Genomic DNA, 23,703 nt, shown 5'->3' with positions numbered 1-23,703 from the left:
TCCCCTAACAGATACAGTCATTAGTCATTAGTCATGATTGACTGTTAAATTTTCACAGTCATGACTGCTGACTGCGAACAACTGACTTTTGACAACGGTCTTTGTCTTTCCTTCAGCCATTCTCACGCCTTTACACGCTCGTTTTTTTTAGGGTGAGAAACCGCTGAATGAACCTACTGGCTCTACGGCAGTGGGGAGGGGGCAAAGGGGAGGGGGTAAGAGCGTTAAGCGTTGCGGCTTTCCGGCGATGCTGGATGAACGATCGCGTCACAGCAGTCAGGAGTAGGGACAAAGCAACCGGAAGCGAAAAATTTTGGCGATTGCCACAAATTGTCGTCCGAATGGTAAGGCCCGTACAGAAGTCAGATTTTAAAAGTCAGCGTCGCTTGGGCTTTCAAACCCAGTAACAAGTTACTAATGAAGAAGAAAAAAGTTTGCCTATCTCTTCTTCTCCTGACTTTTGTCTGCTGACAGCTGTATCCAGATCTTATTGTAGGTTTAGAGCGGTCATCACGAAAACCGCGATGCTCGAAGATTCATCTAGGGTATTAATGCTATGTTTGCACAATTTCAAGCTCGTTATCCCACAGGCAGTCTAATCTCTGAATTAATGACGATTTATCACGGCAAATATGTCGTGCGGGTCTTGCTTCTCTTTGAGGGCGTTACGCGGGCAACTGGTATGGCAGTTGCCGATACAATTGAGGCGGCAGAAGATCGGGCGAGAATTCGGGCGATGGAAGTAATGGGAATTGGTTTATCTGCGGCGGCGGATTCTCAATCTGCTGGTGCTGAATTTCCTAAGCTCAAGGTCTTTGAGTCAGAACGGTTGGAATCTGGCAATATGGATAGTATTTCTACGGATACGAGTTGGCTAAGAGAGACAACTGAGCCATCTTTGTTGGAGAAGACAACTTTCGTACCACCGTCTGGAATGAGCCCTATTTCCACTGTAACGAGTGCGGCTGTTCCGGGCAATGTAGATTGGACGCGGGATGATTATGTTCGCAATACTGAAATAGCTTCTTCTGTAAATGAGGCTGAACCGACAATTTCTTTTAGTAGTAAGGTAACGCCAATTGAGTCGCGTCGCCACGATCGCGAAATGAGCGCTGTTGAGTCCGACTTGGTAAGTTCTGAAACCCAGACTAGCATTGCCGAGCGGACTAATTTGAGTGGGCGGGTCGATCATTCAGAACTGATCGCTCGGATCGGAGTTTCAATTAAACGACTCGGCTGGAATAATAAACAGGGAAGCGATTATCTACAACGCACGTATGGCAAAAAAACACGGCACGATCTGACGGACGAAGAGTTGGTAGAATTCCTTGAATACCTTGAATCTCTTCCCAACCCTTCCTCATAAATATGAGGAGAGGCGGGTGAGAGTTGTTCAATTTGTTATTCAACCAGAACAATCAACAACTCTCACCCGCCCGTACAACTCAAACCTTTTCTAGGCTACGGCTAAAGGTTTGCTACCAGCTGCGGTGCGATCGATCACTTGGTCGATCAACCCGTAGTCCTGCGCTTCCTTCGCTGACATGAAGAAATCCCGCTCAGTATCTTCCTCGATCCGCTCTATGGGCTGACCTGTGTGTTCTGCCAGCATCTCATTCAGGCGTCGTTTGTGGTATAATATCTCTTTCGCCTGGATCTCAATATCCGTTGCCTGCCCCTGAGCCCCACCCAGCGGCTGGTGAATCATAATCCGAGAATGGGGTAGACTCATGCGCTTGCCTTTAGTCCCGGCGCTGAGGAGAAATGCTCCCATACTGGCTGCCAGTCCCGTACAAATCGTGCAGACATTAGGACGGATTTGTCTGATCGTATCATAAATGCCCATGCCTGCCGATACAGAACCACCCGGCGAGTTGATATATATGTAGACATCTTTTTCCGGGTCTTCGGAGTCTAAAAAGAGCAGCTGGGCAACAATCAGGTTGGCGAGATCCGAGTCAATTTGTCTGCCTAAGAAGATAATACGCTCCCGCAGAAGTCTGGAGTAGATATCAAAGGCGCGTTCCCCGCGCCCAGATTGTTCAATAACGGTAGGTATCATGGTGTCTGCGTATCCGGTAATTTTTCTTAATTTTATCGATTTATGCTCTTAAAGGCTTTGGCGGTTATCCGAATCGAGATCTGGTTCCCTACATCTTCGTTAACTTTTTGAACTTTGCCTGAAATACTCCCATCTTTGTAAAAATTTAAAACGTATTTTTCTGGCGTGAATTCGATCGATTCGTTCATGAATTTTTTACGGAATTGGATTTTAGGAAGCGGGAAATTTTCGCTCTCTTACCTCATTACCATAATTTTGCACGGCTTGTGCGATCGCATCTCGCAAATTAACATAAGATTTAGCAAAAGGTGGCTGTTTCTCAGAAAGCCCCAACATATCGGCAGTAACCAAGACCTGACCATCACAGTGTGGCCCTGCACCAATTCCAATTGTCGGAATTGTCAGCTTTTGGGTAATTTGCAACGCCAATTCAGATGGAATATGCTCTAAGACTACCGCAAAGGCACCAGCTTCTTCAAGTGCGATCGCTTCTTGTAAAATCCTCTCTCCCGCTTCCGGCGACTTCCCCTGCTGACGATAACCCAACTTATGCACTGACTGGGGCGTCAAACCCACATGACCCAGCACTGGAATTCCCGCTTGGACGAGATGGGAAACGGTTTGTGCCATGATCGGATATCCTCCCTCCAATTTTACCGCTTGAGCGCCCGACTCCTTAAGCACCCTCCCTGCCGAGTGCATTGCTTGCTGAAGACTTTCCTGATAACTCAAAAACGGCAAATCGCAAACTACTAACGCCTGCTTCACAGCTCGACGTACCGCCTTGGCGTGGTGTATCATCTCATCCAGAGTCACCGGCAGAGTAGTTTCATAGCCCAACGCCACCATTGCCAGAGAATCTCCCACTAGGATAACATCCACACCAGCAGCATCCAACACGAGGGCGATCGCATAATCCCAAGCTGTTAGCGTCACAATCGGACGCCCTTGCTGTTTCCATTGAATTAATTGTTGGGTGGTGATTGCCATTTATTTTAGGTAATTTTTCGTTGGCTCTATCTTTCCTTCCTTATTACTAGAGTATCACTCTAAAAGTAAGGTTTATTCTGGGTTCTACCTTCTGCGATGTCTTTGGTACTTGATGTTGCCAATAGTGCTGCGTTGCACCACCCATTAGAAGAAAACTCCCATCTGTCAGTTCGATTTCTGTCTTCAAATCCTTGTTGTCTATACGCCTAAATATAAATCTTCTGGATGCACCGAAACTGACAGAACCTATAACTGGATTTTTACCCAGTTCTGGTTCGGCGTCGGTGTGCCAACTGATTCCATCACTGCCATTGCGGTAAAGATTTAACAAAACACTGTTGAAGTTTACCTTTGCAACTTCTTCAATTCTCTGTTTTATTTCAAGAAGCGTTGGCGTCCAAGGTTTGGGGTTAAGCGTTATACCGGAAAAAGTATACGATTTGTCACTATCTCCGTACCAGGCAGTTTTTCTTGGTAAGTCTACTTCTTTCCCGTAGAACTTCATCTTATCCTGCCGCCACTCGATTTCGTTCAGCAGATTAGTAAACATTTCTCTGCTTTCATTGCGCTCGAAGAACTCATGGTAGAAAGTCACTTCTGCATCGGACATTTCTAGTCTTTCTAATACTTTTTTTTCTGTTTCTAATTGGGCAAACAGATCCAATTGTATTGCATTGCTATCAGAACTCTGTCTCTTCATTTTACCCTCCTTAAAACCTGCTTTATAGATTAACTATAAACTGCTTTTCTCGCCTCTGAATTGGGAACAACCTGTATCTGCCTTGAATAACGTCAAAAATTTCGCCCTCTAGTTGCTCGCTCTTATCGACAATAGATTGCTCTATTACTACATGAGACTGTGCGAATAGATTATAGAACTGGTCTATCCTGCTAGCACCATTGTAAAAAGGACTTGTACAGATGAAGCAATTGCTTCCTCTATAGCAACCGACAATTAACTTATACAGCTTAATCAGGTCGAAGCTGTTCACATCTAGTATATTCGAGAAGAGATGAAGCTTGATTCTTTTTGGGTCAGAAATTATATCGCTTACTTTCAGACTATCCAAATCTTTGTTTATGCAACGGATAATAGAGCCAGCATTAGCGTCATTCTGAAACATTGCTTGAATATAAGTAGAGCCTTGCTTTAGTGCGAGTTTAGATGGCTCAATGAGCGTAATTTGAGTAAACTTTAGATCGATCTCTTGCTCAATCAGATAGTCAATCAGAACACAGGTAGCAAGTGCTTGACCGCACCCCCAATCAATAATCTCTACTTCTCTACCTTGAATATTTCCAAACTTTCTCGCTGCAAACGCCGCACGGAGCTTGTGATAATGATGTCCTCCATAGAGAGCAATGTACCCAACAAGTTCGGTTTTATTTTGCAAGATCCTCTTTCCATTGTCGTAGTTATCAAAACCGCCTCCCAGCTTTGCTTGCGCTACACAGCGTTTGTAAATATTGTTATAGAAACGTATCTTGGCCTGTTGCAGGTTTGGAGTCCGCATACATTATTGTTTTAGGCAGAGGTCAAACTTTATAATTATGCCACTTCTCTTAGCCTACACTCTTACTTGTAATCCTATCCCACCTATAGGGGTCTAGCACTCTCGTGGAGAGCTTTCAACCGCTCAGTGTTCTGAATTACTCGTAACTGTAAAGGGAACAAAATGCTCGCACCACAATTATGAGCGCTCGAACAGACACGATATGACTGGTGACGGTTAATTGCTCTTCACCCCTCTTCAATACTGGGGACTGACGCGAGTAAAGGCGCGATGCGCCCTAGCAGCACCAGTATTCAAGTTTACCCAAGCCAGACCTTCGCGAGTCCCCACCCATAACTTATTGCCGGTATCGGGAGAAAGGGAAAAGACTCTTGCTAGGGGTAAACCAGAAACTTGTCCGGCTAGAGTACCAGTATAAGGATTGTAGCGAAACACAGCTCCATCTGTGCCAACCCAAAGGCTACCGAGTTCGTCAACGCGCAATGTAGTGATATTGCGTTCAGCCAGTTCGGTAACAGTTCGCACCACTTTACCCGTCAGCGGGTCAAGTTCGATCAGACTGCTGGGCGTTCCCACCCACAGAGTACCTTTGGGATCGAGGGCTAAAGCTTGTACGGTAGTGCCTGGTAAATCGGTAACGCGACTAATTGGATAGGCACTTGTCGTATCAATTCGTACCAAACCGTCGAGGGTTCCCACCCAAAGTTGACCTTCGGGATCGAGACTGAGGGCGTTGGCGCTGACCCCTGGCAAGTTTCGCAGCGTCGTCATCAACAATCCTTTATCGGGACTGATTAAGGACAAACCGCGATCGCCTCCCACCCACAAATAGCCCCGTTTGTCAATCAAAAGCGACAAAACTCGGTTGGAGGGCATAAAGAAATTCTGTGCCGTAATTTCGTTGGTGCGGGGATCTACTCGCTGCAATCCCTCGTAAGTTCCCACCCAAATTCTTCCCACCTTATCTTCAGCTAAAGCACCGATGTTGAGATCGGGTAAATTGACCCGCGCCAAAACTCTACCAGTGTTGGGGTCAATTCGCGCTAGACCCTGGGAAGAACCCACCCAGAGGTTTCCAGCAATGTCGCGTAGCAAAGCACCAACGCGATACTCTGCTTGCTGTTGCATTTGGCGCTGTATCCTCTGCAAATCCACACCGGGCGGTGGCGCTTGAGGCGGGTAGATGGAAGTATCTCTCACCGCTGATTGGGCTAGGACAGCGCTGGTGCTGGTTCCGACCATGATTGCTAAGAAGCCCAGCAGGGTGGCATTCAGGCAAATACTGTTATGTTCGCTCAACAATGGCATAAAATTCTCCTGACCAAATCATTCACAAATACGCTACCGTGTCAATATTATTTTTAACTTAATTTAATCCCTGAGAAGAAGTACTGGAAGGGGAATAAAAAAATCACAAGATGTCGCTTTGCGTATCTATGCCGCAACAAATATTTATACCTACATCATATAAACATAGATTATGACATTCTCTAAAAAATTTGAAGTTTACCTAATTGATTTCTTGATATAGTTTTAACAACTGCCAGATAGGCAAAAAAAATTCAAGTAATTCCAGGAACAGACATTATGTCTTACGCCCAAACCAAGACTCAGACAAAAACTGGGTATCAAGCCGGAGTAAAAGATTACAGGCTGACTTATTACACGCCAGATTATACGCCGAAAGATACAGATATTCTGGCGGCTTTCCGCGTTACGCCTCAGCCCGGAGTTCCTCCCGAAGAAGCTGGTGCTGCTGTGGCGGCTGAGTCTTCCACTGGTACTTGGACAACAGTTTGGACTGACTTGCTGACCGACCTCGATCGTTACAAAGGTCGTTGCTACGATATCGAACCAGTTCCAGGCGAAGACAACCAGTACATCTGCTTTATTGCCTATCCTTTGGATCTGTTTGAAGAAGGCTCCGTCACCAATATGCTTACCTCTATTGTAGGTAACGTATTTGGTTTCAAAGCTTTGCGTGCGCTGCGTCTAGAAGACCTGCGGATTCCTGTTGCTTACCTGAAGACATTCCAAGGGCCACCGCACGGGATTCAAGTTGAGCGCGACAAACTCAACAAGTACGGTCGTCCTTTGCTGGGTTGTACGATTAAGCCCAAATTGGGTCTGTCGGCGAAAAACTACGGTCGTGCAGTTTATGAATGTCTGCGTGGCGGTCTAGACTTCACCAAAGACGACGAGAATATCAACTCTCAGCCATTCCAACGCTGGCGCGATCGCTTCCTGTTTGTAGCAGAAGCCATCCACAAAGCGCAAGCCGAAACTGGTGAAATCAAAGGTCACTACCTGAACGTCACCGCCCCCACCTGCGAAGAAATGATGAAGCGGGCTGAGTTCGCCAAAGAACTCAAAATGCCCATCATCATGCACGACTACCTCACCGCTGGCTTCACTGCCAACACCACCCTGTCTAAGTGGTGCCGCGACAACGGTATTCTGCTCCACATCCACCGCGCTATGCACGCCGTGATCGATCGTCAAAAGAATCACGGTATCCACTTCCGCGTCCTTGCTAAGACCCTGCGGATGTCTGGTGGCGACCACCTCCACTCCGGCACCGTCGTCGGTAAACTGGAAGGCGAACGCGGCATCACGATGGGCTTCGTTGACTTGATGCGCGAAGACCACATCGAACAAGATCGCTCACGGGGTATCTTCTTCACCCAAGATTGGGCTTCCATGCCCGGCGTAATGCCAGTTGCTTCCGGTGGTATCCACGTATGGCATATGCCAGCGTTGGTTGACATCTTCGGCGATGATTCCTGCCTGCAATTCGGCGGCGGCACTCTGGGCCACCCCTGGGGTAATGCTCCTGGCGCTACCGCTAACCGCGTGGCTTTGGAAGCCTGCGTTCAAGCTCGTAATGAAGGTCGCAACCTCATGCGCGAAGGTGGCGATGTCATCCGCGAAGCTTGCAAGTGGAGTCCTGAGTTGGCTGTTGCTTGCGAACTGTGGAAAGAAATCAAGTTCGAGTTCGAGGCAATGGATACCGTCTGATCCATTTTGGATTGCCGATTTTGGATTTTAGATTAATCTTAAATCTAAAATCCAAAATCTAAAATCTAAAATTGCGGGGGCGGGGTCAAAAATGAATCTCAAACAAGTTGCCAAAGACACTTGCAAGACGCTGATTAGTTACTTGACCTATAAAGCCGTGCGGATTGTCCTGGATCAGTTGAGCGAAACGAATCCTCCTCTGGCTTACTGGCTCAATAACTTTTCCTCAAAAAGCAAGCTCCAAGATGGAGAAGCTTATCTTGAGGAATTACTCCGGGAAAAACAGGATCTGGCGCTTCGGATTATGACTGTGCGCCAGCATCTGGCGGAGGAAGTGACAGACTTTTTGCCTGAGATGGTTCGCACTGGCATTCAGGAGGGAAATATGAAACATCGGCGTCAGCATTTGGAACGGATTACCCAACTAACCGTGTCTGACCCCGGCCCACTTCCAGAAGAGCAAACAGATTCACCAGCCGAATCTGGATAATTTCGGCTAAAAGCCGATCGATCCGAAATACAAGTACAAGGAAAACCAGCAAGCAATGAAAACTTTACCCAAAGAGCGTCGTTACGAAACCCTTTCCTACCTGCCTCCTCTCACCGACGTACAAATCAACAAGCAAATTCAGTACATTCTAGACCAAGGCTATATCCCAGCCGTGGAATTCAGCGAAACTTCTGAACCTGAAATGCACTACTGGACTCTGTGGAAGTTGCCTTTGTTCAATGTTACCACTCCTCAAGAAGTGATGAATGAGGTGAAATCTTGTCGTTCGGAATACTCTAACGGCTATATCCGTGTGGTAGGTTTTGATAACGTGAAGCAGTGCCAAGTTCTCAGCTTTATCGTTTCCAAGCCAAACACCAGAGGCTACTAGATCTGAAATAGCACATCTGAATAGTTAGCTGTGTAAAGTAGGGGCAATTCACGAATTGCCCCTATTTTGTTTGCGTGGGGCCGATCGCGGTATGCTGATTAAGTTCATCCAAAATGCTAATTTCACCTGACATTAAATCAACAATGGCTATTCCCAGAAAAATACAAGCTTTGATAGACCGACTAAACGAGGAACTAGATCGGACTGAACAACAAGCAATAGAGGGATTGAACTTAGTTAGACCAGCACTGTTTCTTTTTCCAGATAATGCTATACTAATGCAGTTCTTTGCTACTATCAATAATGTTATATTTGCTGTAGAAATTTACAGAAGAAGAATTCAGGTGACTGGAGATACACTTTCAGCAATGAATGTGGATTTCTCGGAAATTCAGGAAGCTGGAGAAGAGTTGGCAACAATCCTGGGATTGGTGCTGGAAGCTAAAATAAGGGTGGAAAGGATTATTTCTAGTTTGGAAAATTTGTCATGAAACAATTACCAGATGAAAAGACGCTGCTTGAGCTTCTTGAAGTTGCTAAAGAAGCTGAACAAAAAATGAGAGAAGCGGGTGAACGGATAGAAGCTTTTTCCCAAAAGTGGGAAGGTAGGCTAAAAGATAGACAAGCAGTGACGCAGAAAGTAGGCGGGATTGAGTAGGGTGGTGAGGCGCGATCGCATTTCCCATCAACTACCAAATATCGCACTTTGCCAACGTATTTGCCTCTGTTAATAATTCGCTGCTTTTCGTGGAAACTTACACAAGAGTAATTCAGAATACGGTTGAGGAGATATCGGTAGAGAATGTACCTGCCCAGGTTATTCAAGAGACTGGGGAAGATTTGGCAACATTAGACGTCTCCAGAAATTAAAGGTGCTAGCCCTTGAACCCTTGTAGAGAGCGTTGATAGAAACGTCTCTACAATGTTTTTTGGAGAGGTCTATTTCAACTAGCCTTCGGAATCTGTCGAGATGACAACCCGGTAATAATTTTACCTTCCACCTCTTCAATAGCAGCCATAATACTATTCTCAGGCGAATTAAGAATTGACCATTTGACTTCTTCTAAGTAATCTAAAATATTTTGGCGCAATTCTGGTCGAGATTTCTTCACCATATTATCATAGTCCCACACATCCCAAATTAAAATCCCTACAGCCAGCAGCGGATCTATAAGTTGAGCGCCAATTTTAGCTACAATTGCGCCGCTGGCTTTACCTGCTATCTTCGCACCAGCTTTTAAGGCAAAATTAACAGCTACTTTAGTTCCTACTGCCGTACTTATTATTAATAATTTATTGCCCAAATTAGCAGCTGCACTATCTATTTCTAAACTATTTTTACTATTTCCAGTATCATAAATCAGACCAGCCAGGTCATTTAAATATCTTTCCCATTCTCCATCACTTAAATTGTAGGAATATTTGATACTTGCCAATTTCATCCCCAGTGCTGAGGCATAGTTTCTGCCGACTCTTTCTGTCAATTTAACCAGTTCGGCTTTCGATTCTTCATCTAGTACTTGCTTGTTAAATTTCCCTTGAAAATCTTCAAGCATTCTTTTTTGTAAAATTTGACTGGCATTTAAACTTTTTTCCTCCTCTTTTATAAGAATTTTGAAATATGAATCAACCTTAAATGCCGCCCAAGCAAAAGGACTCCCAAATTCCTGCGCTTTCTGATTCCAGTAACTAAAGTACCAATTCAGAAACTTTTCATCAACTTTCTTCATTAAATCATCTACCCAATCATTTAACTCAGCAGCAGCAAATTCCTCAGTGCTATCATGCGCTATTCTGAGGGCGTCTATCAAATCTTTATCAATTTTATACCAATCGCTTGAAGAATTAACCGCAACTAAATTGTCGTAATTTTGTTTATTATATGAATTATCCAAAAATCCTAATAACCTGGGTTTATACAGATATGCTGCGTAGGCGGGAGAGATTTTACCCATAATAGGAAGCATTCCGCCTAAAGTTAGTACAACAGTAAGAAGCAGCGAAACAAACAGCTTAAACAATCGATTTTGAAATATCATTTTTTTAATTTTAAAATTTACTTAAATTGATTCTATAATCTTGCTTTGTATTTGGTCAATTGCTGTCATAATTCCATTTTCAGGATTATTGAGCAGAGAAATTTTCACTTCTTGCAAATAGGCTGCCAGATTAGCACGTAAAATTGGCTTTTCTATATTAGCTGTATGGTTATTATCCCAAATATCCCAAAGAATAATACCTACACCGACAGTAGAATCTAAAACTGCCGATGCTACTTTACCAACTAGCGCTGCACCAGTTTTGGTGGCAATTTTTGCACCGGCTTTACTAGCTAATTTAGCCACAACTTTGCTGCCAACTTTTAATACCAAAGGTGCAACTAAAGGCTTAACAGCTAAATAACCGCCACCAGCCGCTAACACCTTTAGGGAAAGATTTGATATTTTTCCTTCGGTATCATTAATAGTGATGGCAATTTCGCTGAGGTAACGATCCCAGTCTGCCTGTGGGATTTGATAATTTATTGGTATATTATTAATGTTACCGCTCAATTGTTTAAGGTAATGGTTAACTGTTTGTTGGGTTAATCGTTCTAGTTTTAGTTGAGCAATTTGGGGTCTGAGTACCCGATTTGCAAATTCTTTTTGGAAATCCGCAGTAATAACTTCGGCAACTTTTCGATCTGGACTGGGATTATTTGAATTGAGTAAATGCGCTACGCCAGAGGAGATTTGCACAAACAGACTTTTATATTCTATTTGTTTCTGATTGAAATAGCCGAAGTACCAATCCAAAAAGCTATTATCAACGCGAATCATTAAGTCATCTACCCAAGCGGCGAGTTCTTGAGAGGCATAATTTTCAGAACTTGCACGGGCGTTTTTAAGCGCTTGCGCTATTGCTGCATCAACTTTGTTCCAGTCAGGCGATGCGGGTAAAACTACGGTTGTTTTTTCTGTATCGCTAGTAACTGTTTTGGGTGAAAATGCGTTAGCGATAAAGATTTGACCGATGAGGGGAATGATGACAATTAAAAGAACAATTAGCCAGATAAAAGGGGCTAGGGTTTTGATAAATTGACCCCAGGCTTTGATGCGATCGGTTTTTTCTGTATAAGTGGGTTTAGTGTCGGTGGGTGGTTGGGGTTGATTCATAGGAATTTGCAGAGCCTGCCAGCTCTAGTATCTCATATAGTGAGGTGCGATCGCACTTTAGACTACCTATTGCACCTAGTGGCTAAAGAGTGCGATCGCATTTTTTGTCAATGTCCAAATCTGCTTAGCAATTCTTCACGGGACAGTTGCACTAACAAGGGAGTAAATTCTTCTGGTGGGAAAGTCAAGATTGAGTCAATTAAAGCAGATAATTCTGCATCTAATTCTCCAAATCTCAATCTTAATAAATTTTCGACTATTAAACGCTCTCCTCGTTGGATACCTTGCTCGATGCCTTGTTCGATACCTTGTTGGATACCTTGTTGGATACCTTGTTGGATACCTTGTTGGATACCTTGTTGGATACCTTGTTGGATACTTTGTGCTAACTTTTCTTGAAACAAAGGTTGTAATCTCATAACTAACTCCCGATCGTCTGCTTCTAAACTTTCATTGCGGTTTAAATTTTCTTGTAATTGATAGAACAATTCCAAGATTTTTTCTCGCCATACACTATCTGGTGGTAGTGCCTCCAATTCATCAATTGCTTGCTTTTGTACGGTTTTCCTTCCTAATATTCTCAGCCAAAGGGTTTCCGGGGTTTTGGGTAATTGATGAATTACTACAATGGCTGTTCTAAAATAATACGGCAGGAAATAAACTCCCCCGCCCCAATTGCCTTCTAGTATAGCGTGAAATCCATCTAAGATGGAGGTTGAGGCGGTGGGGGTGAGAATCCATAAGTGAGGTAAGCTGATGGGTGCATTTTTGCGCTTTGCTTGTCGTTGAATGCTTTCTCGGACTTCGAGCGCTTTCAGGAGACAGCTACAAATTTCATCTGGGTCAACGGGATTGCGAAATGGTTCAAAGATGGCGGCTGTTTCTCCCAATTTTCCTAATAATCCTAAATCTTGAGATAGGATTTCGGGAGGAGTGTTGGGAATGAATAGTACATCGATTTCCCTTGTCTCTGATGAGACTTTTCGATCGGGTTTGACTTGGCCGTAGGGTGTTAGTAATTCCTCTAGACAGTCTTTGGCAAATTGATCGTGAATGAAGCGAGTTATTGTTGAGAATGGGAGATACTTTGGGATATTTAATATTATATAATAAAGTGCGATCGCCATACAATTTGTATTTAATGAGAGCGCGATCGCATTTCCCATCAAAAGCGCGATCGCACTAAAATTAAAAATTTAGAGTAAGGGCGATCTCGACTTAGTGGCAGAGGCATTAGCATTTTGGCGACTATGAAGAGTTTGGCGGATGAGGGCGACAAAATCGAGATGCTCCCAATGTCTATCGCATCTTGTCTGGCAAAAAAGAGATTAAATGCCCAGACAACGCACCCAGATAATAATTTAATGGGAATAGTGTAAAAAAAATAATATTATGACCGGAGAAAAAATTTCCCAAATTCGTCAGCAAATGGGCGTGTCGCTTTACAAAAACATAGCCATTGCTGAGTTTGAGATTGGCGGTGATATTGGGGAAATGATAGCCATTAGTGGGACATCCACTCGCCCTGGAACAGTAGGTTTACCTCAACAACCTATATTTGTAACTTTTGAAATCCCACCCGGACATTCACGGGCTTATGATAGTGAATATAAACTACTGGAGGAACTGGCATCTCGATATGCTCAGGCTCCAGAAGTGGAAGGAACAATCAATTTATTTACGGAACGATCGCCTTGTGATTCTTGTACTAATGTTATAGAACAATTCCGCAGGTGGTTTCCCAACATCATCCTAACTGTAAACTATGCAGGTGACGCTTAAAGGAGTTAGTAGTTATGTACCTACATAAGGTTAAAAAACAACTGATAGAACTAAAACTCGCATCGCCAGATGAACTGCTGGGATGTACACAGGATGAAGTAATTAAACTTGAGGCAAAATTAGGAATTTTGCTGCCAAAAGCTTATCAGGAATTTCTTTTATTGATGGGGAATAGTGCAGGTAAATTTCTGCGAGGTTCGGATTGCTTTTTTAGAGATTTGCCATTTTTAAAAGATTGGGCGATCGCACTTTTAGAGGAAAATAGTTTTCCTGCATCTTTGCCAGAGGATGCGTTTGTGTTCTTCATGCACCAAGGGTATCAATTCAGCTTTTTTAGAGTTTCCCAAGGAGACGATCCGCCGACTTATTCTTATTGTGAAGGGACAAATGAAACGGCTTTTGTTAAAAGTCACGATCGATATAGTGATTTTCTGATGACAGAGGTGGAAATTCACGGGAAATATTTGTTTTCAGGGATTGGTGGATAAGGTGCGATCGCTTAAATAGGTGGCTATGTAGAGAGCGATCGCATTTCTGTAAAATAAGAGATTGAATCCCTAGAAAATAGGGAATATTATCTTATACTTGGATTATACACTGCTCCCAAATGCCAGCCCAGAGAACCTGAAGGGTGACAAATAAAAACATACTTTTCTAGAGGATATAAGTCTCCCATAACCTCCAATAAATTGCCTAAATTGTCTTGAACTACTGAATGATGTTGTAAAGGCATACAAATGTCGCTATCCCCAAAAGTCTTTACTTTTATCTTGTCGAACTCTTGCATATCCTTACGGACGAGATAGCCTGAAACCCTTTTCCAACCTTTATCCCTATTTGCTTCTGCAAATTTACGTGCGCTAGAGTGGCAAGCTTCATCCCAGTTAAGCTGAATGTGGTTACGATCCTCTTTGCTCAAAGAAGCCCTTAAATGATAGTCACCATTGTTCAAAAGCTGAAGGACTTGCTGGCATTCTGCCTCAGTCGGTTGCCTACCAGCATTTTTATTTGGTCGAACACTTATTACTTTGGTAAACATAGAAATGGAAAAAATTAACAACTCCTCAAGGTTAAGGGCAACCACAGTGACTTTTGTAGGCGTGTATCAAGCAAGAAAGTTTTTCAAGAGAGATTCGTTTTTACCAAATCGCCTTATTTCTAGATGGCACAAATGGCGTGAGGAATTTATGGCATATTAACTCCATCCCACCATATATAGACAGAAGACAAAATATAGCTTTACTCTTGTGATTCATTTGGCTGCTTTACTTAGACAGTTTACTTTACAACGGGAATACCAGATACTTGTAGCCGGATTCGTTGATCTGAGTAATTAGCCCAAGTCAGGGACAGATGTTCGGAACTTCCTAATACAGAAATCGGTATTTTTACCACACCTGTAATTCCCTGACCATTAGGGGGAAATTCTTCTGGTAAGCCTTCTACACTAGCGCTGAGATGACGACCCCAGTTATCAGTGACCGAAAATAAGAAAGTATCAATGAATTTAACTGATTGAAAACTCTCATTCTTCAAGCTAACATTGAGGAGCAAAGAATCCAAATGGCGACGAACTGAGAGTATCTTTAGAGTTACACCCAAATCATAACTCTTAAACTGCCAGCGGTTAATAGCAGATTGTGCTGTTTCATACAGTCCTTGATCAGGACGAATTTGTTGAGCAACTCGAACCGCATCTTGAAAATTACCTTGTTTAACCAAAGCTTCTGCTTGCTCTAAATAAAGGACGCTATTCCAGCGGTTAATAGCAGATTGTGCTGTTTCATAAAGCTCTTCACCAGGACGAATTTGTTGAGCCACTCGAATACCATCTTGAATATTTCCTTCTCTAGCTAAAGCCTTTGCCTGTTCTAGAATAGCATCTTGAAGTTCACGTTGTTTGGCTAAACCTTGTGCTTGTTCTAGCTCCGAGCTAGAATACTTCCATTCAAAATCTTTTTTCCCATTCTCATCACCTGTGGGAATGGATGGAGAAACAGAAATATCACTGGGAGCAATTAATAAAGTATGAATTTGATTGGCTGCAAGTCCTATTAACCCCAACGCCAGCACTGCACTACCACCCAAAATTTGTTTTGTAGACAGTGTATTGAATTGGGAGATCAACTTCGTTAATGGGTACTGAGGTAGTGTTTTTTTGAGTGAAAAGATAAGTTGCTGTTGGTTTGGTTTTGGTATCTGTAACAAATGGTTTTGCATATACTGAAGCCATTGTTGTTTGATCAGGATAAGTTGCTGTTGGCTCACTTTTGGTATTTGTGACAAATGGCTTTGGATGTACTGAAGTGATTGTTGTTTGGTCAGTATAAGTTGCTGGCTTAGTTTTGATATGTCTGATAAATGGCTTTGGATATACTGAAGCCATTGTTGTTCGATCGATGTTTGGTCAATACTAAGTTGTAATTGACCCGGTTTTGGCAATGGCTGTTGTACCAACGGATTAAAAGGAAAAGGATCGCGTCCCCTTAGCTGCATAGTCCTTTCACACCAAGGACAAACGTTCAAATGACCACCATACCGATGTTGATCGTTCACCGAACAAGTAACTAAAGTATTTTCCGCCTCAACCAGCGCCTTTACCCAAGTTTTAGCATCAGGTCTTGCCTTCGGATCGTTGTGACCATCCTCAAAACAACGGATAAACAATTGCCGCAACGTTGGATGCAGAATCTCAAACGGTGGTGCTAAAGGCTTAGAACGATAAGGCACAATCCTGTTACCGTAAGGAAAATGACCCTCTAAAATCCGCTTTTCCTTTGGTGGTGGGTCGCCACTTCCCTGAAACACACCATCAAATGGGTGCGTTCCCTCCATCAGCAATTGGAAAATCACCACTGCCAAACCAAACAAATCATGTTCTGGAGTGCGATCGATATCCCGAAAAGTCTTACCTTGAAGTTCAGGCGGCGTAAATTCCGGTTTACCCACAGGGCAGCGATATACTTTGTGATGCGGCAGATCGAACACCTGAAACGAGTCCGTATCTACCAAAGTTACCAGCGCCGTCTCCGTCACCAAAATATTCGACTCATTTACATCACCAATCACATAACCCTTAGCGTGTAAAGCACTCACAGCCGCAGCTAAGTTGCGTGCCGTTCGGTGCAAGTATAGATAATTAAAATATGGTGACCGATCGCGGCGAGTAGCAGGGATGTAAAAATCATGGATAGGACGCACCTCTGTTACCCGCTGCATCAGGAAACCAATAATTTGCTGACTACTGGTATCCTTTAGCAAATCAACAGGCCAAGCTATAGAAACGCGCCCTTGTGCTAATGCTGAATCATCTGGTGGGTTAGCAAACATCACGGAAAGCTTATCCGTGTAAACCTTTGCTGACTGGTGATAAACCTTCGCCACCAGTAAAGGTTCTTCCGATATCGAGTAAATTTTTCCCTCGCCGCCGCCGCCTAACTCAGTATTGAGGGTAATCATTTGTCCGTTAGATTGCCGTTGTACCTGCATTACAGTTCACCCCACCAAAGTCGCTAATAAAATAGTCAAATCGTCATCTGCCCTCTGTGTCACGCGGGGAGAATGGAGAAACTCCACTAACTCTTGTTTCGCTGCGGTTTCATCCGTTACCTCTGCCACAAAGCGAAACAAAGGCGAAAAGAAAGGCTTGTGCGGCGTGCCTTCAGGCATTTTCAACGCCAGCATTTGCAACCCATCTGTGAGAATACCCAGTTGAGCCGCTTTGCCATGCCATACTGTCACTTGAGCTTTTTCTACTGCATCAGGAGAGATTAGAAAAGTAGTTTCATTGATGTATTCACCTGTAGAAGGGAAAGTAAGAGCAATAATCTCTCCTTCATCCGCTACCACTGCTGCACCATCTCCCACTTGGACAGCAGCAACCAGTTCGGGAGTAGCAACTATCACAATCAAAGTGCTAGCTAAATCTCGCACCATTACTTTTTGGATAGTTGCTTCTATCTCAACTGCTGTTCGTGCTGATATCAAAGCATTAGTAATTAATAATTTCCATTCGGTATCATTTTGAGGAAATAGCTGGGAAGATAAGGAATTTTCGATCGCTTCCACAGCAGCACCAACAGCAACATCAGCACCCACTTCTGCCATTGCCGCCGAACCTGCACCATCAGCCACAGATGCCACCAAAACACCCTCTGGTAAAAGCTTCCAAGCATGGGCATCTTGACAAGGCTTTCCTGTTTTCTCATGGCTAGTACCAGCAACCGATGCTGCTACCACCCGCCAACAATCAGCATGATTCCTGTTCATCAAACTTCTGCCCAGCCTGACGGTGGTAGCAATGGCACTTGCTGATCTAGTTTTGAGTGAGAAACACTCTGCATACTTGCAGACAACCAAACAAATAGTTCCCGGAAACTCAGACCTTTTAGCTTTAAAGGTGTCCGAACTACAATTTGGCTAAGTCGCGTTATATTCGCACCTTCCACACCCACAGCGAAAAAAGCAACACCTTTTTTAGATTCTTCCTTTTTAATACGCTGTGCTGCCCGTTCCACCACCTCAGATGACTCTCCCTGTGGTTCTCCATCGGTAATTAAAAATACCCAAGGGCGATAGTAACTAACTCCATTAGCGCGATACTGGGATTTGCGGCTTTGAATCATATCCAACGCCTTATTAATCCCAGAAGCCGTATGAGTCAAGCCGCCAGTTATGAGCGTTGGCGGGTCGAAGCGGTCAGCCGTCACAAAGTCTCGAACTGCTTTCACATCGCTGTCAAAAGTGACGATTGCCACTTCGACCCGCTTCTTGGCAAGGTCGTCTTGATTCAGATCATCCTTAAATGTTCGCAGACCCTCATTTAAAGCATTTATTGGTGCGCCGGACATAGAACCGGAAGTGTCTAGTAGTAAGACACAGGGACAACGAGGTTCTGGGTTCTCGGCAAATTCTACCGCTTCTTCAAGTCTCAGGGGTTCAGGCATGATTTAGCTAAGATTCTTGGTTGTTCTTTTACTTTAATTTTCCCAGAACCCCAGTAAAAATTCACACCTAAGAGGTATTTTTACCCAAAATTACAGATTTTAAATTGGACAATGCCGATACTGCATCAGTTAGCCCCCCCCTCCAAACCTTTCCAACAACTCCTCGCGAGAAAGCGTCAACAACAACCGAGTCAACTCCTCTGATGGTAGCTGCAACATCGAAGGTATCGCCCCAGCTAATTGCTCATCCAGCGCACCAAATCGAATTTGCAGGAAGTTTTCAACCATCTCTCGCCGTTCTTCCCGCCGTCCTTCCTGTACCACATCTTCCCGCCATTTCAGATAAGCTGGTGATAAGTTCATAAGTACCTCCCTATCCTCTTCATCTAAATTTTGACTCGTTTGCAACTTAAAGTACCACTTACCAACAATTTCCAGAATATTTTTGGAAAAAGGATGGTTACTGGGTAACGCTTTAATTTCCTGTACGGCTTGTTTTTGAGTCTCGCGCCGTCCCATAATTCGCAACCACAAAGTTGCTTCTGTCACTGGTAACTGATTAATCGCTACCAGTGCCGTTTTCTGATATTCTGGCAAAAAGTAAACACCTTCCACCCAGTTTCCCAAACTATCCAACTTTGCGCCAAAACCATTCAGCAAATTTGCCGAACAGGTAGGTGATAAAATCCACAAAATTGGCAGTTCTGCTTCCGAAACAGAATCGTTCTCTCGTCGCGCCTTACGTAAAAGTTCGCCATGCAGCGAATACAATTTAAGCAAGCAGTTACGCACCTCAACTGGGCTAGGTTGATTCCGAAAAGGCTCAAACGAACAAGCAGATAAGGCCATTTGTCCCAACAAACCCAAAACTTGTGGTTCTGTCGAAGGCGACGCCGTTGGTACAAACCAAACATCCACTTGACGGACTTCTGGCGATACATCCCGACTTGTTTCCACCTGTCCCAAAGGTGCTAATAACTCCTCTAAATATTGTTTAGCAAATTGGTCGTGAAGTTGTCGCGTCATCTATTCCCCAAGTTAGATTAACTTAAATATATGATACAGCTAGGGACTAGGGGCTAGGGAAGAGGGAAGAGGGAAGAGGGAAAAGGGAAAAGGTTACTCCGTAAGGGATTATGAACCAGAGGTAAGAGTTGGAGTTGCCCTAACCGACTTTCGTCGGTTGCTATATTAGAACTTACGCAAAATCACGAAAAATCAAGGATTGTAGGGGCGGGTTTTGAACTGGGGTTATCTGTGAAATCCTTAATTTATCGGCTAAACCCGCCCCTACACCTCTGACGGGGTGCGTAAGTCCTGTATATAAGATTTAACAAGAGGTAGAGCATTAGTAATTTGGTGACCAGGTTCACCTGGTCACGAGGATAATTTAGTGATTTGGTATGGTATTGCCTTTATGGGCGGCAACCTGAGAGGATACTGTGCAAATTGACGACGTTACCAATCACTGCGATCGCAGGCGCTAAAAACTTCGCTTTCTCAATTTTATCTACAATTGTAGCTAAAGTACCTATTAGTTCTTCCTGTTCGGGACGAGTACCCCAACGTACTAACGCTACCGGAGTTTCTAAACTCAACCCAGCTAAATGTAGCTGTTCCACAATGTAGGGCAAATTGTGAACGCCCATGTAGATTACAATTGTTTCGGAACCGTGTGCGATCGCACTCCAATTTACAGCAGGTCGGTACTTCCCCGCTGATTCGTGACCAGTGACAAACGTAACCGACGAACTATAAGAACGGTGAGTGAGAGGAATTCCCGCATAAGCTGGTGCTGCAATTCCAGAAGTTACCCCCGGCACTACTTCTACCGAAACTCCCGCACCCACCAAATCTTCCATTTCTTCACCACCGCGACCAAACACAAACGGATCGCCACCTTTCAACCTGACAACGATCGCCTCTGTTTGCGCCTTTTCTATTAATAGCTGAGTTGTTTCTTCCTGCAATAAGGAGTGACGCCCCATGCGTTTACCGGCATCAATTTTGTCAGCAGCGGGATTAATCATTGCCAAAATTTGAGGACTCACCAGCGCATCGTAAACTACCACATCCGCACATTCTAAAAGCCCTTTTCCTTTCAGCGTCATTAAGCCCGGATCTCCAGGCCCAGCACCCACCAAATATACCTTACCCAAAACTCTCTTCCTCTCTTCCTTCGTGCCAACGTGGTTCATTTTTTGGTCAAATCCAAAATCAAATCTACTAACTCAGCACTCGATCCGATCGCGTCAGCTAAATGAAAACTGACTTTAGGAAACTCCTGTTTAATTTGCTCTACAGATTGAGCTAGAGCATCAGTAATTCCACCAGCAAATAAAAAATATGGTAAAATTCCAATCTGCTGATAACCCGCCATAGCTAAAGCTTTCACCTGAAATTCCAGCTTTGGCGATACAGACCAGTAAGCGGATAACCCTCCCAATTGGGTAGCCAGAGTTTCCACAGGCTGATTTGCACCTTGGCGGCGACTACCGTGAGATAACAAAATCCAGATATCTGCATCAAAATAAATCATCTGGTTTGCCAACAACCGCGCCATCCCAGAGTGAGATCCCAAGTGAGGTCGAATCTCAACAGCCAAATCTGAGCCAAAAGCCTGCTGTGCAGTTGCTACCTCTGCTGGTATATCCACCATGACATGAACCCCCGGCAGCAGAAACAGAGGTATCACTTGCAGGTTTTTGAATCCAGATGCGATCGCATATTCGCCAAATTGCTCGATCTGCTTATGTAACGGCAAATGGGCCAATTCTAGGCAGGCCGTGCCAACCAGAGGTTGCAAACCACTGCGATCGCGCATCTGGTCGGAACCAGTCTGGGCCAAAGAGGTTTTGCTATTAGACTGTAAACATCCCAGCTTCTCGGAAATTGACTCAGCCAACCTTTCGACCTCAACTTGAGGACGAGGGTCGCGACTACCGTGGGATACTAGCAGATAGGCAGATTGCAATTGCAAGCGAATATCTAAAAGCCAAGAATTGAATGTTTCAATTAAAATAATAGCGTTTATTCAGAATAGATTTTGTATAAAATGTTTCGATCTTGATGATTTCTTCAAAAACAGAAAGAGCCAGGGTATAGACTCTTCCCTGACTCTTCTTTATCCTATTCTCGTTTAAAGATCGGACATTTAGACTTTTTCCTTCATCGGATCGGCAATATATCTGAAATCCGGTTCAGAATTCCAAGGCCCGCGCTCATCCTTACCATTTTGAGACAAGTTGAAGTAAAGATCGACAGTACTATCAGGCTTGATATTGCCAAACATGGGATCGGTTAGTTTACCCAGCGAATCCAGCGCATTCATGAACATCTTGGTATGGGAAATTTCGCGGGTTAACAGATGCACTAAAGTATTTTTTGTTCCCTCATCCTGTGCCAGTTTAATCAATGCTTCGTAAGTCTGACGCGCACCAGCTTCGGCAGCGACATTTGCTCGCAAGTCGCGCACGACATCGCCTCCTTCATTAATGTAGGCAGCAGTCCAGGCACTCCCCTGACTGTCTAAGAAATGCGGCCCCATACCGCGCACGGCAAACAGCGTACTCTTATAAGCTTCTGTTTGGTCAACATTTTTGGTGTGCCCTTCGATTAGTTTGCCCACCATTTCTAAGTGGCTAAACTCCTCAAGTGCAATATCTTGAAGCATATCGCGAATACCGGCATTTTCGCAGTGAAAAGATTGTACCCAATATTGTAGCGCTGCGGTGAGTTCCCCTGTGGCTCCACCGAACTGCTCTAGGAGCAGCTGGGCAAAACGAGGATTTGCTTCATTGATATTTACAGTATGAATTGTTTCTTTTTTGTGAAAAAACATGAATTGTACTCCCTTCTCAGTGCCTCAGAAAAAATCTTTAGCTCTCTCTCGAAAACTGTCGAATCTTTTACTCTCCTAACAGCTTATAGCGGGCATAAAATCATAACCTGCATCTTGAGACAGAGTTGGAATTATTGATAGCTCTATCCTGAGTTAAGTAGTGTGGGATTGTGTTAAAGTACGGCTCGCTTAAGCAGTCGGCCCAGAAACCCGGTTTCGTCAATGAGATGTGAATGCGATCGCACTTGACAAATCCGATCATTTATGTATGGTGAGGTGAATGCGATCGCACTTTTGACTACCAGTTGTATTAGTTGGTAAAAGCTGCGATCGCATTTTTTGTTACTTTCCAAATCTGCTTAGCAATTCTTCACGGGACAATTGCAGTAGTAAGGGAGTAAATTCTTCTGGTGGAAAAGTTAAGATCGAGTCAATCAAAGCAGATAATTCGGCATCTAATTCTCCAAATCTCAATCTTAATAAATTTTCCACAATCAAACGCTCTCCTTGTTGGAGACCTTGTTGGATGCCTTGTTGGAGACCTTGTTGGAGACCTTGTTGGATACCTTGCTCGATACCTTGTTGGATACCTCGTTCCATCCCTCGTTGTTCAACTTGTGCTAACTTTTCCTGAAACAAAGGTTGCAATCTCATAACTAACTCCCGATCATCTGGTTCTAAACTTTGATTGAGGTTTAAATTTTCTCGTAATTGATAGAACAATGACAAGATTGTTTCTCGCCATACATTGTCTGCTGGTAATGCCGACAATTCATCAATTGCTTGTTCTTGTACTTTTTTCTTTCCTAATATTCTCAGCCAAAGAGTTTCTGGGGTTTTGGGTAATTGATGAATCACTACAATGGCTGTTCTCAAATAATGAGGTAGGAAATAAACTCCCGCGCCCCAAGTTTCCTCTAGTATAGCGCGGAATCCTTCTAAGATGGAGACTGAGGCAGTTGGGGTGAGAATCCATAAGTAGGGTAAGCTGATGGGTTCATTGGGTGCATTTTTGCGTTTTGCTTGTCGTTGAATGGTTTCTCGGACTTCTAGCGCTTTGAGGAGACAGCTACAAATCTCTTCGGGGTCAATGGCATTGCGAAAGGGTTCAAAGATTGCGGCTGTTTCTCCCAATCTTCCTAATAATCCTAAATCTTGTGATAGAGTTTCGGGGGGAGTGTTGGGAATGAATAGGACATCAATTTCCCTTGTCTCTGATGAGACTTTTCGATCGGGTTTTACTTCTCCGTAGGGAGTTAGTAATTCCTCTAGGTAATCTTTGGCAAATTGATCGTGGATGAAGCGGGTCATTATGAGGTATGTGGGATATTTTGATGATATTTAATATTATATAATAGAAGTGGTATTGGATAAATTAGGATTTAATTAAAGCGCGATTGCAGTATAATAAGTAAGTTCGTTCGGTTTGCCGATTTACCCTGAAGGGGTGACAACTATAGCTCAAACGTAGACTGAATAAGCTTTTCGGCTCTTCGACCTCGCTGATAATAAGG

28 protein-coding genes are annotated in these 23,703 nt (G+C 43.8%); 9 read left to right on the top strand and 19 right to left on the bottom strand.

Annotated features, from left to right (window positions below; translation table 11 throughout):
* Positions 1-167: 167 nt before the first annotated feature.
* Together LAY57_RS07150 and LAY57_RS07145 are read left to right on the top strand one after the other, a co-directional pair.
* Positions 168-407 (top strand): hypothetical protein, encoded by a 240-nt coding sequence (locus LAY57_RS07150; RefSeq protein WP_249065679.1) that lies wholly within the window; start codon positions 168-170, stop codon positions 405-407.
* Between the two features lie 149 nt (positions 408-556).
* Entirely contained in the window at positions 557-1,366 is an 810-nt protein-coding gene (locus tag LAY57_RS07145) for a slr1353 family protein (RefSeq protein ID WP_249065678.1), read from the top strand.
* 90 nt (positions 1,367-1,456) lie between these two features.
* Here the strand turns inward: LAY57_RS07145 and clpP are convergent, their stop codons facing one another.
* The 6 genes from clpP to LAY57_RS07115 form a co-directional block, all read right to left on the bottom strand.
* Positions 1,457-2,062: an ATP-dependent Clp endopeptidase proteolytic subunit ClpP gene (gene clpP / locus LAY57_RS07140; protein WP_249065677.1), complete on the bottom strand. Its 606-nt coding sequence runs from the start codon at positions 2,060-2,062 to the stop codon at positions 1,457-1,459.
* Positions 2,063-2,094: 32 nt separating this feature from the next.
* Positions 2,095-2,250 carry a hypothetical protein gene (locus LAY57_RS07135; protein ID WP_249065675.1) on the bottom strand — a complete coding sequence of 52 codons (156 nt, stop codon included), beginning with the start codon at positions 2,248-2,250 and terminating at the stop codon, positions 2,095-2,097.
* Between the two features lie 22 nt (positions 2,251-2,272).
* On the bottom strand, positions 2,273-3,052 hold the full coding sequence (gene panB, locus LAY57_RS07130) for a 3-methyl-2-oxobutanoate hydroxymethyltransferase (RefSeq protein ID WP_249065674.1): 780 nt from the start codon (positions 3,050-3,052) through the stop codon (positions 2,273-2,275).
* Positions 3,053-3,098: 46 nt separating this feature from the next.
* Positions 3,099-3,752, bottom strand: coding sequence for an alpha-ketoglutarate-dependent dioxygenase AlkB family protein (locus LAY57_RS07125; protein ID WP_249065673.1), 654 nt, complete (start codon positions 3,750-3,752; stop codon positions 3,099-3,101).
* Positions 3,753-3,774: 22 nt separating this feature from the next.
* Positions 3,775-4,566, bottom strand: a complete 792-nt coding sequence (locus LAY57_RS07120) for a hypothetical protein (protein WP_249065672.1) — start codon at positions 4,564-4,566, stop codon at positions 3,775-3,777.
* Between the two features lie 237 nt (positions 4,567-4,803).
* A complete protein-coding gene (locus LAY57_RS07115; protein WP_249065669.1) occupies positions 4,804-5,874 on the bottom strand; it encodes a ligand-binding sensor domain-containing protein in 1,071 nt (356 codons plus the stop codon).
* A gap of 279 nt (positions 5,875-6,153) precedes the next feature.
* Here LAY57_RS07115 and LAY57_RS07110 point away from each other — a divergent pair, with 279 nt between their 5' ends.
* The 5 genes from LAY57_RS07110 to LAY57_RS07090 all read left to right on the top strand — a co-directional run bounded on the left by LAY57_RS07110 (position 6,154) and on the right by LAY57_RS07090 (position 9,123).
* Complete coding sequence (locus LAY57_RS07110) at positions 6,154-7,584, top strand: form I ribulose bisphosphate carboxylase large subunit (RefSeq protein WP_249065668.1); 1,431 nt, start codon at positions 6,154-6,156, stop codon at positions 7,582-7,584.
* 91 nt (positions 7,585-7,675) lie between these two features.
* Positions 7,676-8,074 (top strand): RuBisCO chaperone RbcX, encoded by a 399-nt coding sequence (gene rcbX / locus LAY57_RS07105; protein WP_249065667.1) that lies wholly within the window; start codon positions 7,676-7,678, stop codon positions 8,072-8,074.
* Between the two features lie 55 nt (positions 8,075-8,129).
* Positions 8,130-8,465, top strand: a complete 336-nt coding sequence (locus tag LAY57_RS07100; protein ID WP_249065666.1) for a ribulose bisphosphate carboxylase small subunit — start codon at positions 8,130-8,132, stop codon at positions 8,463-8,465.
* 113 nt (positions 8,466-8,578) lie between these two features.
* On the top strand, positions 8,579-8,956 hold the full coding sequence (locus LAY57_RS07095; RefSeq protein ID WP_249065664.1) for a hypothetical protein: 378 nt from the start codon (positions 8,579-8,581) through the stop codon (positions 8,954-8,956).
* On the top strand, positions 8,953-9,123 hold the full coding sequence (locus tag LAY57_RS07090; RefSeq protein WP_249065662.1) for a hypothetical protein: 171 nt from the start codon (positions 8,953-8,955) through the stop codon (positions 9,121-9,123). Before LAY57_RS07095 ends, LAY57_RS07090 begins: the two co-directional genes overlap by 4 nt.
* A gap of 286 nt (positions 9,124-9,409) precedes the next feature.
* Here LAY57_RS07090 and LAY57_RS07085 read toward each other — a convergent pair whose 3' ends face one another.
* The 3 genes from LAY57_RS07085 to LAY57_RS07075 all read right to left on the bottom strand — a co-directional run bounded on the left by LAY57_RS07085 (position 9,410) and on the right by LAY57_RS07075 (position 12,786).
* Positions 9,410-10,504, bottom strand: a complete 1,095-nt coding sequence (locus tag LAY57_RS07085) for a hypothetical protein (protein ID WP_249065661.1) — start codon at positions 10,502-10,504, stop codon at positions 9,410-9,412.
* Between the two features lie 21 nt (positions 10,505-10,525).
* Positions 10,526-11,620, bottom strand: coding sequence for a hypothetical protein (locus LAY57_RS07080; protein ID WP_249065659.1), 1,095 nt, complete (start codon positions 11,618-11,620; stop codon positions 10,526-10,528).
* Between the two features lie 107 nt (positions 11,621-11,727).
* On the bottom strand, positions 11,728-12,786 hold the full coding sequence (locus LAY57_RS07075; protein ID WP_275993698.1) for a hypothetical protein: 1,059 nt from the start codon (positions 12,784-12,786) through the stop codon (positions 11,728-11,730).
* 226 nt (positions 12,787-13,012) lie between these two features.
* On the opposite strand from LAY57_RS07075, the gene LAY57_RS07070 reads away from it, so the two are divergent.
* Together LAY57_RS07070 and LAY57_RS07065 are read left to right on the top strand one after the other, a co-directional pair.
* Entirely contained in the window at positions 13,013-13,402 is a 390-nt protein-coding gene (locus LAY57_RS07070) for a deaminase domain-containing protein (protein WP_249065658.1), read from the top strand.
* Between the two features lie 14 nt (positions 13,403-13,416).
* The gene (locus LAY57_RS07065; protein WP_249065656.1) at positions 13,417-13,890 is read left to right on the top strand and encodes an SMI1/KNR4 family protein; all 474 of its coding nucleotides are present in this window, start codon (positions 13,417-13,419) and stop codon (positions 13,888-13,890) included.
* Between the two features lie 86 nt (positions 13,891-13,976).
* Here LAY57_RS07065 and LAY57_RS07060 read toward each other — a convergent pair whose 3' ends face one another.
* The 10 genes from LAY57_RS07060 to LAY57_RS07015 all read right to left on the bottom strand — a co-directional run bounded on the left by LAY57_RS07060 (position 13,977) and on the right by LAY57_RS07015 (position 23,500).
* A complete protein-coding gene (locus LAY57_RS07060; RefSeq protein WP_249065654.1) occupies positions 13,977-14,486 on the bottom strand; it encodes a hypothetical protein in 510 nt (169 codons plus the stop codon).
* A 194-nt stretch (positions 14,487-14,680) separates the two neighbouring features.
* Positions 14,681-16,891, bottom strand: a complete 2,211-nt coding sequence (locus tag LAY57_RS07055) for a helix-hairpin-helix domain-containing protein (protein ID WP_249065653.1) — start codon at positions 16,889-16,891, stop codon at positions 14,681-14,683.
* A gap of 6 nt (positions 16,892-16,897) precedes the next feature.
* Positions 16,898-17,671, bottom strand: coding sequence for a PP2C family serine/threonine-protein phosphatase (locus LAY57_RS07050; RefSeq protein ID WP_249065652.1), 774 nt, complete (start codon positions 17,669-17,671; stop codon positions 16,898-16,900).
* A complete protein-coding gene (locus tag LAY57_RS07045) occupies positions 17,671-18,336 on the bottom strand; it encodes a vWA domain-containing protein (RefSeq protein ID WP_249065788.1) in 666 nt (221 codons plus the stop codon). The genes LAY57_RS07050 and LAY57_RS07045 overlap by 1 nt, the downstream gene beginning before the upstream one ends.
* Before the next feature lie 141 nt (positions 18,337-18,477).
* A complete protein-coding gene (locus LAY57_RS07040) occupies positions 18,478-19,374 on the bottom strand; it encodes a hypothetical protein (RefSeq protein WP_249065651.1) in 897 nt (298 codons plus the stop codon).
* Between the two features lie 389 nt (positions 19,375-19,763).
* Positions 19,764-20,546 (bottom strand): uroporphyrinogen-III C-methyltransferase, encoded by a 783-nt coding sequence (gene cobA, locus LAY57_RS07035; protein WP_249065650.1) that lies wholly within the window; start codon positions 20,544-20,546, stop codon positions 19,764-19,766.
* Complete coding sequence (locus tag LAY57_RS07030) at positions 20,543-21,328, bottom strand: sirohydrochlorin chelatase (protein WP_249065648.1); 786 nt, start codon at positions 21,326-21,328, stop codon at positions 20,543-20,545. The genes cobA and LAY57_RS07030 overlap by 4 nt, the downstream gene beginning before the upstream one ends.
* Positions 21,329-21,502: 174 nt before the next feature.
* Positions 21,503-22,189, bottom strand: coding sequence for a manganese catalase family protein (locus LAY57_RS07025; RefSeq protein WP_249065647.1), 687 nt, complete (start codon positions 22,187-22,189; stop codon positions 21,503-21,505).
* A gap of 173 nt (positions 22,190-22,362) precedes the next feature.
* Entirely contained in the window at positions 22,363-22,542 is a 180-nt protein-coding gene (locus tag LAY57_RS07020) for a hypothetical protein (RefSeq protein ID WP_249065645.1), read from the bottom strand.
* The gene (locus LAY57_RS07015) at positions 22,532-23,500 is read right to left on the bottom strand and encodes a hypothetical protein (RefSeq protein ID WP_249065644.1); all 969 of its coding nucleotides are present in this window, start codon (positions 23,498-23,500) and stop codon (positions 22,532-22,534) included. Before LAY57_RS07015 ends, LAY57_RS07020 begins: the two co-directional genes overlap by 11 nt.
* Positions 23,501-23,703 lie beyond the last annotated feature (203 nt).

The organism is Argonema antarcticum A004/B2, from assembly GCF_023333585.1.
Classification (GTDB): Bacteria; Cyanobacteriota; Cyanobacteriia; order Cyanobacteriales; family Aerosakkonemataceae; genus Argonema; species Argonema antarcticum.
This window is presented reverse-complemented; position numbering and strand designations above follow the sequence as displayed.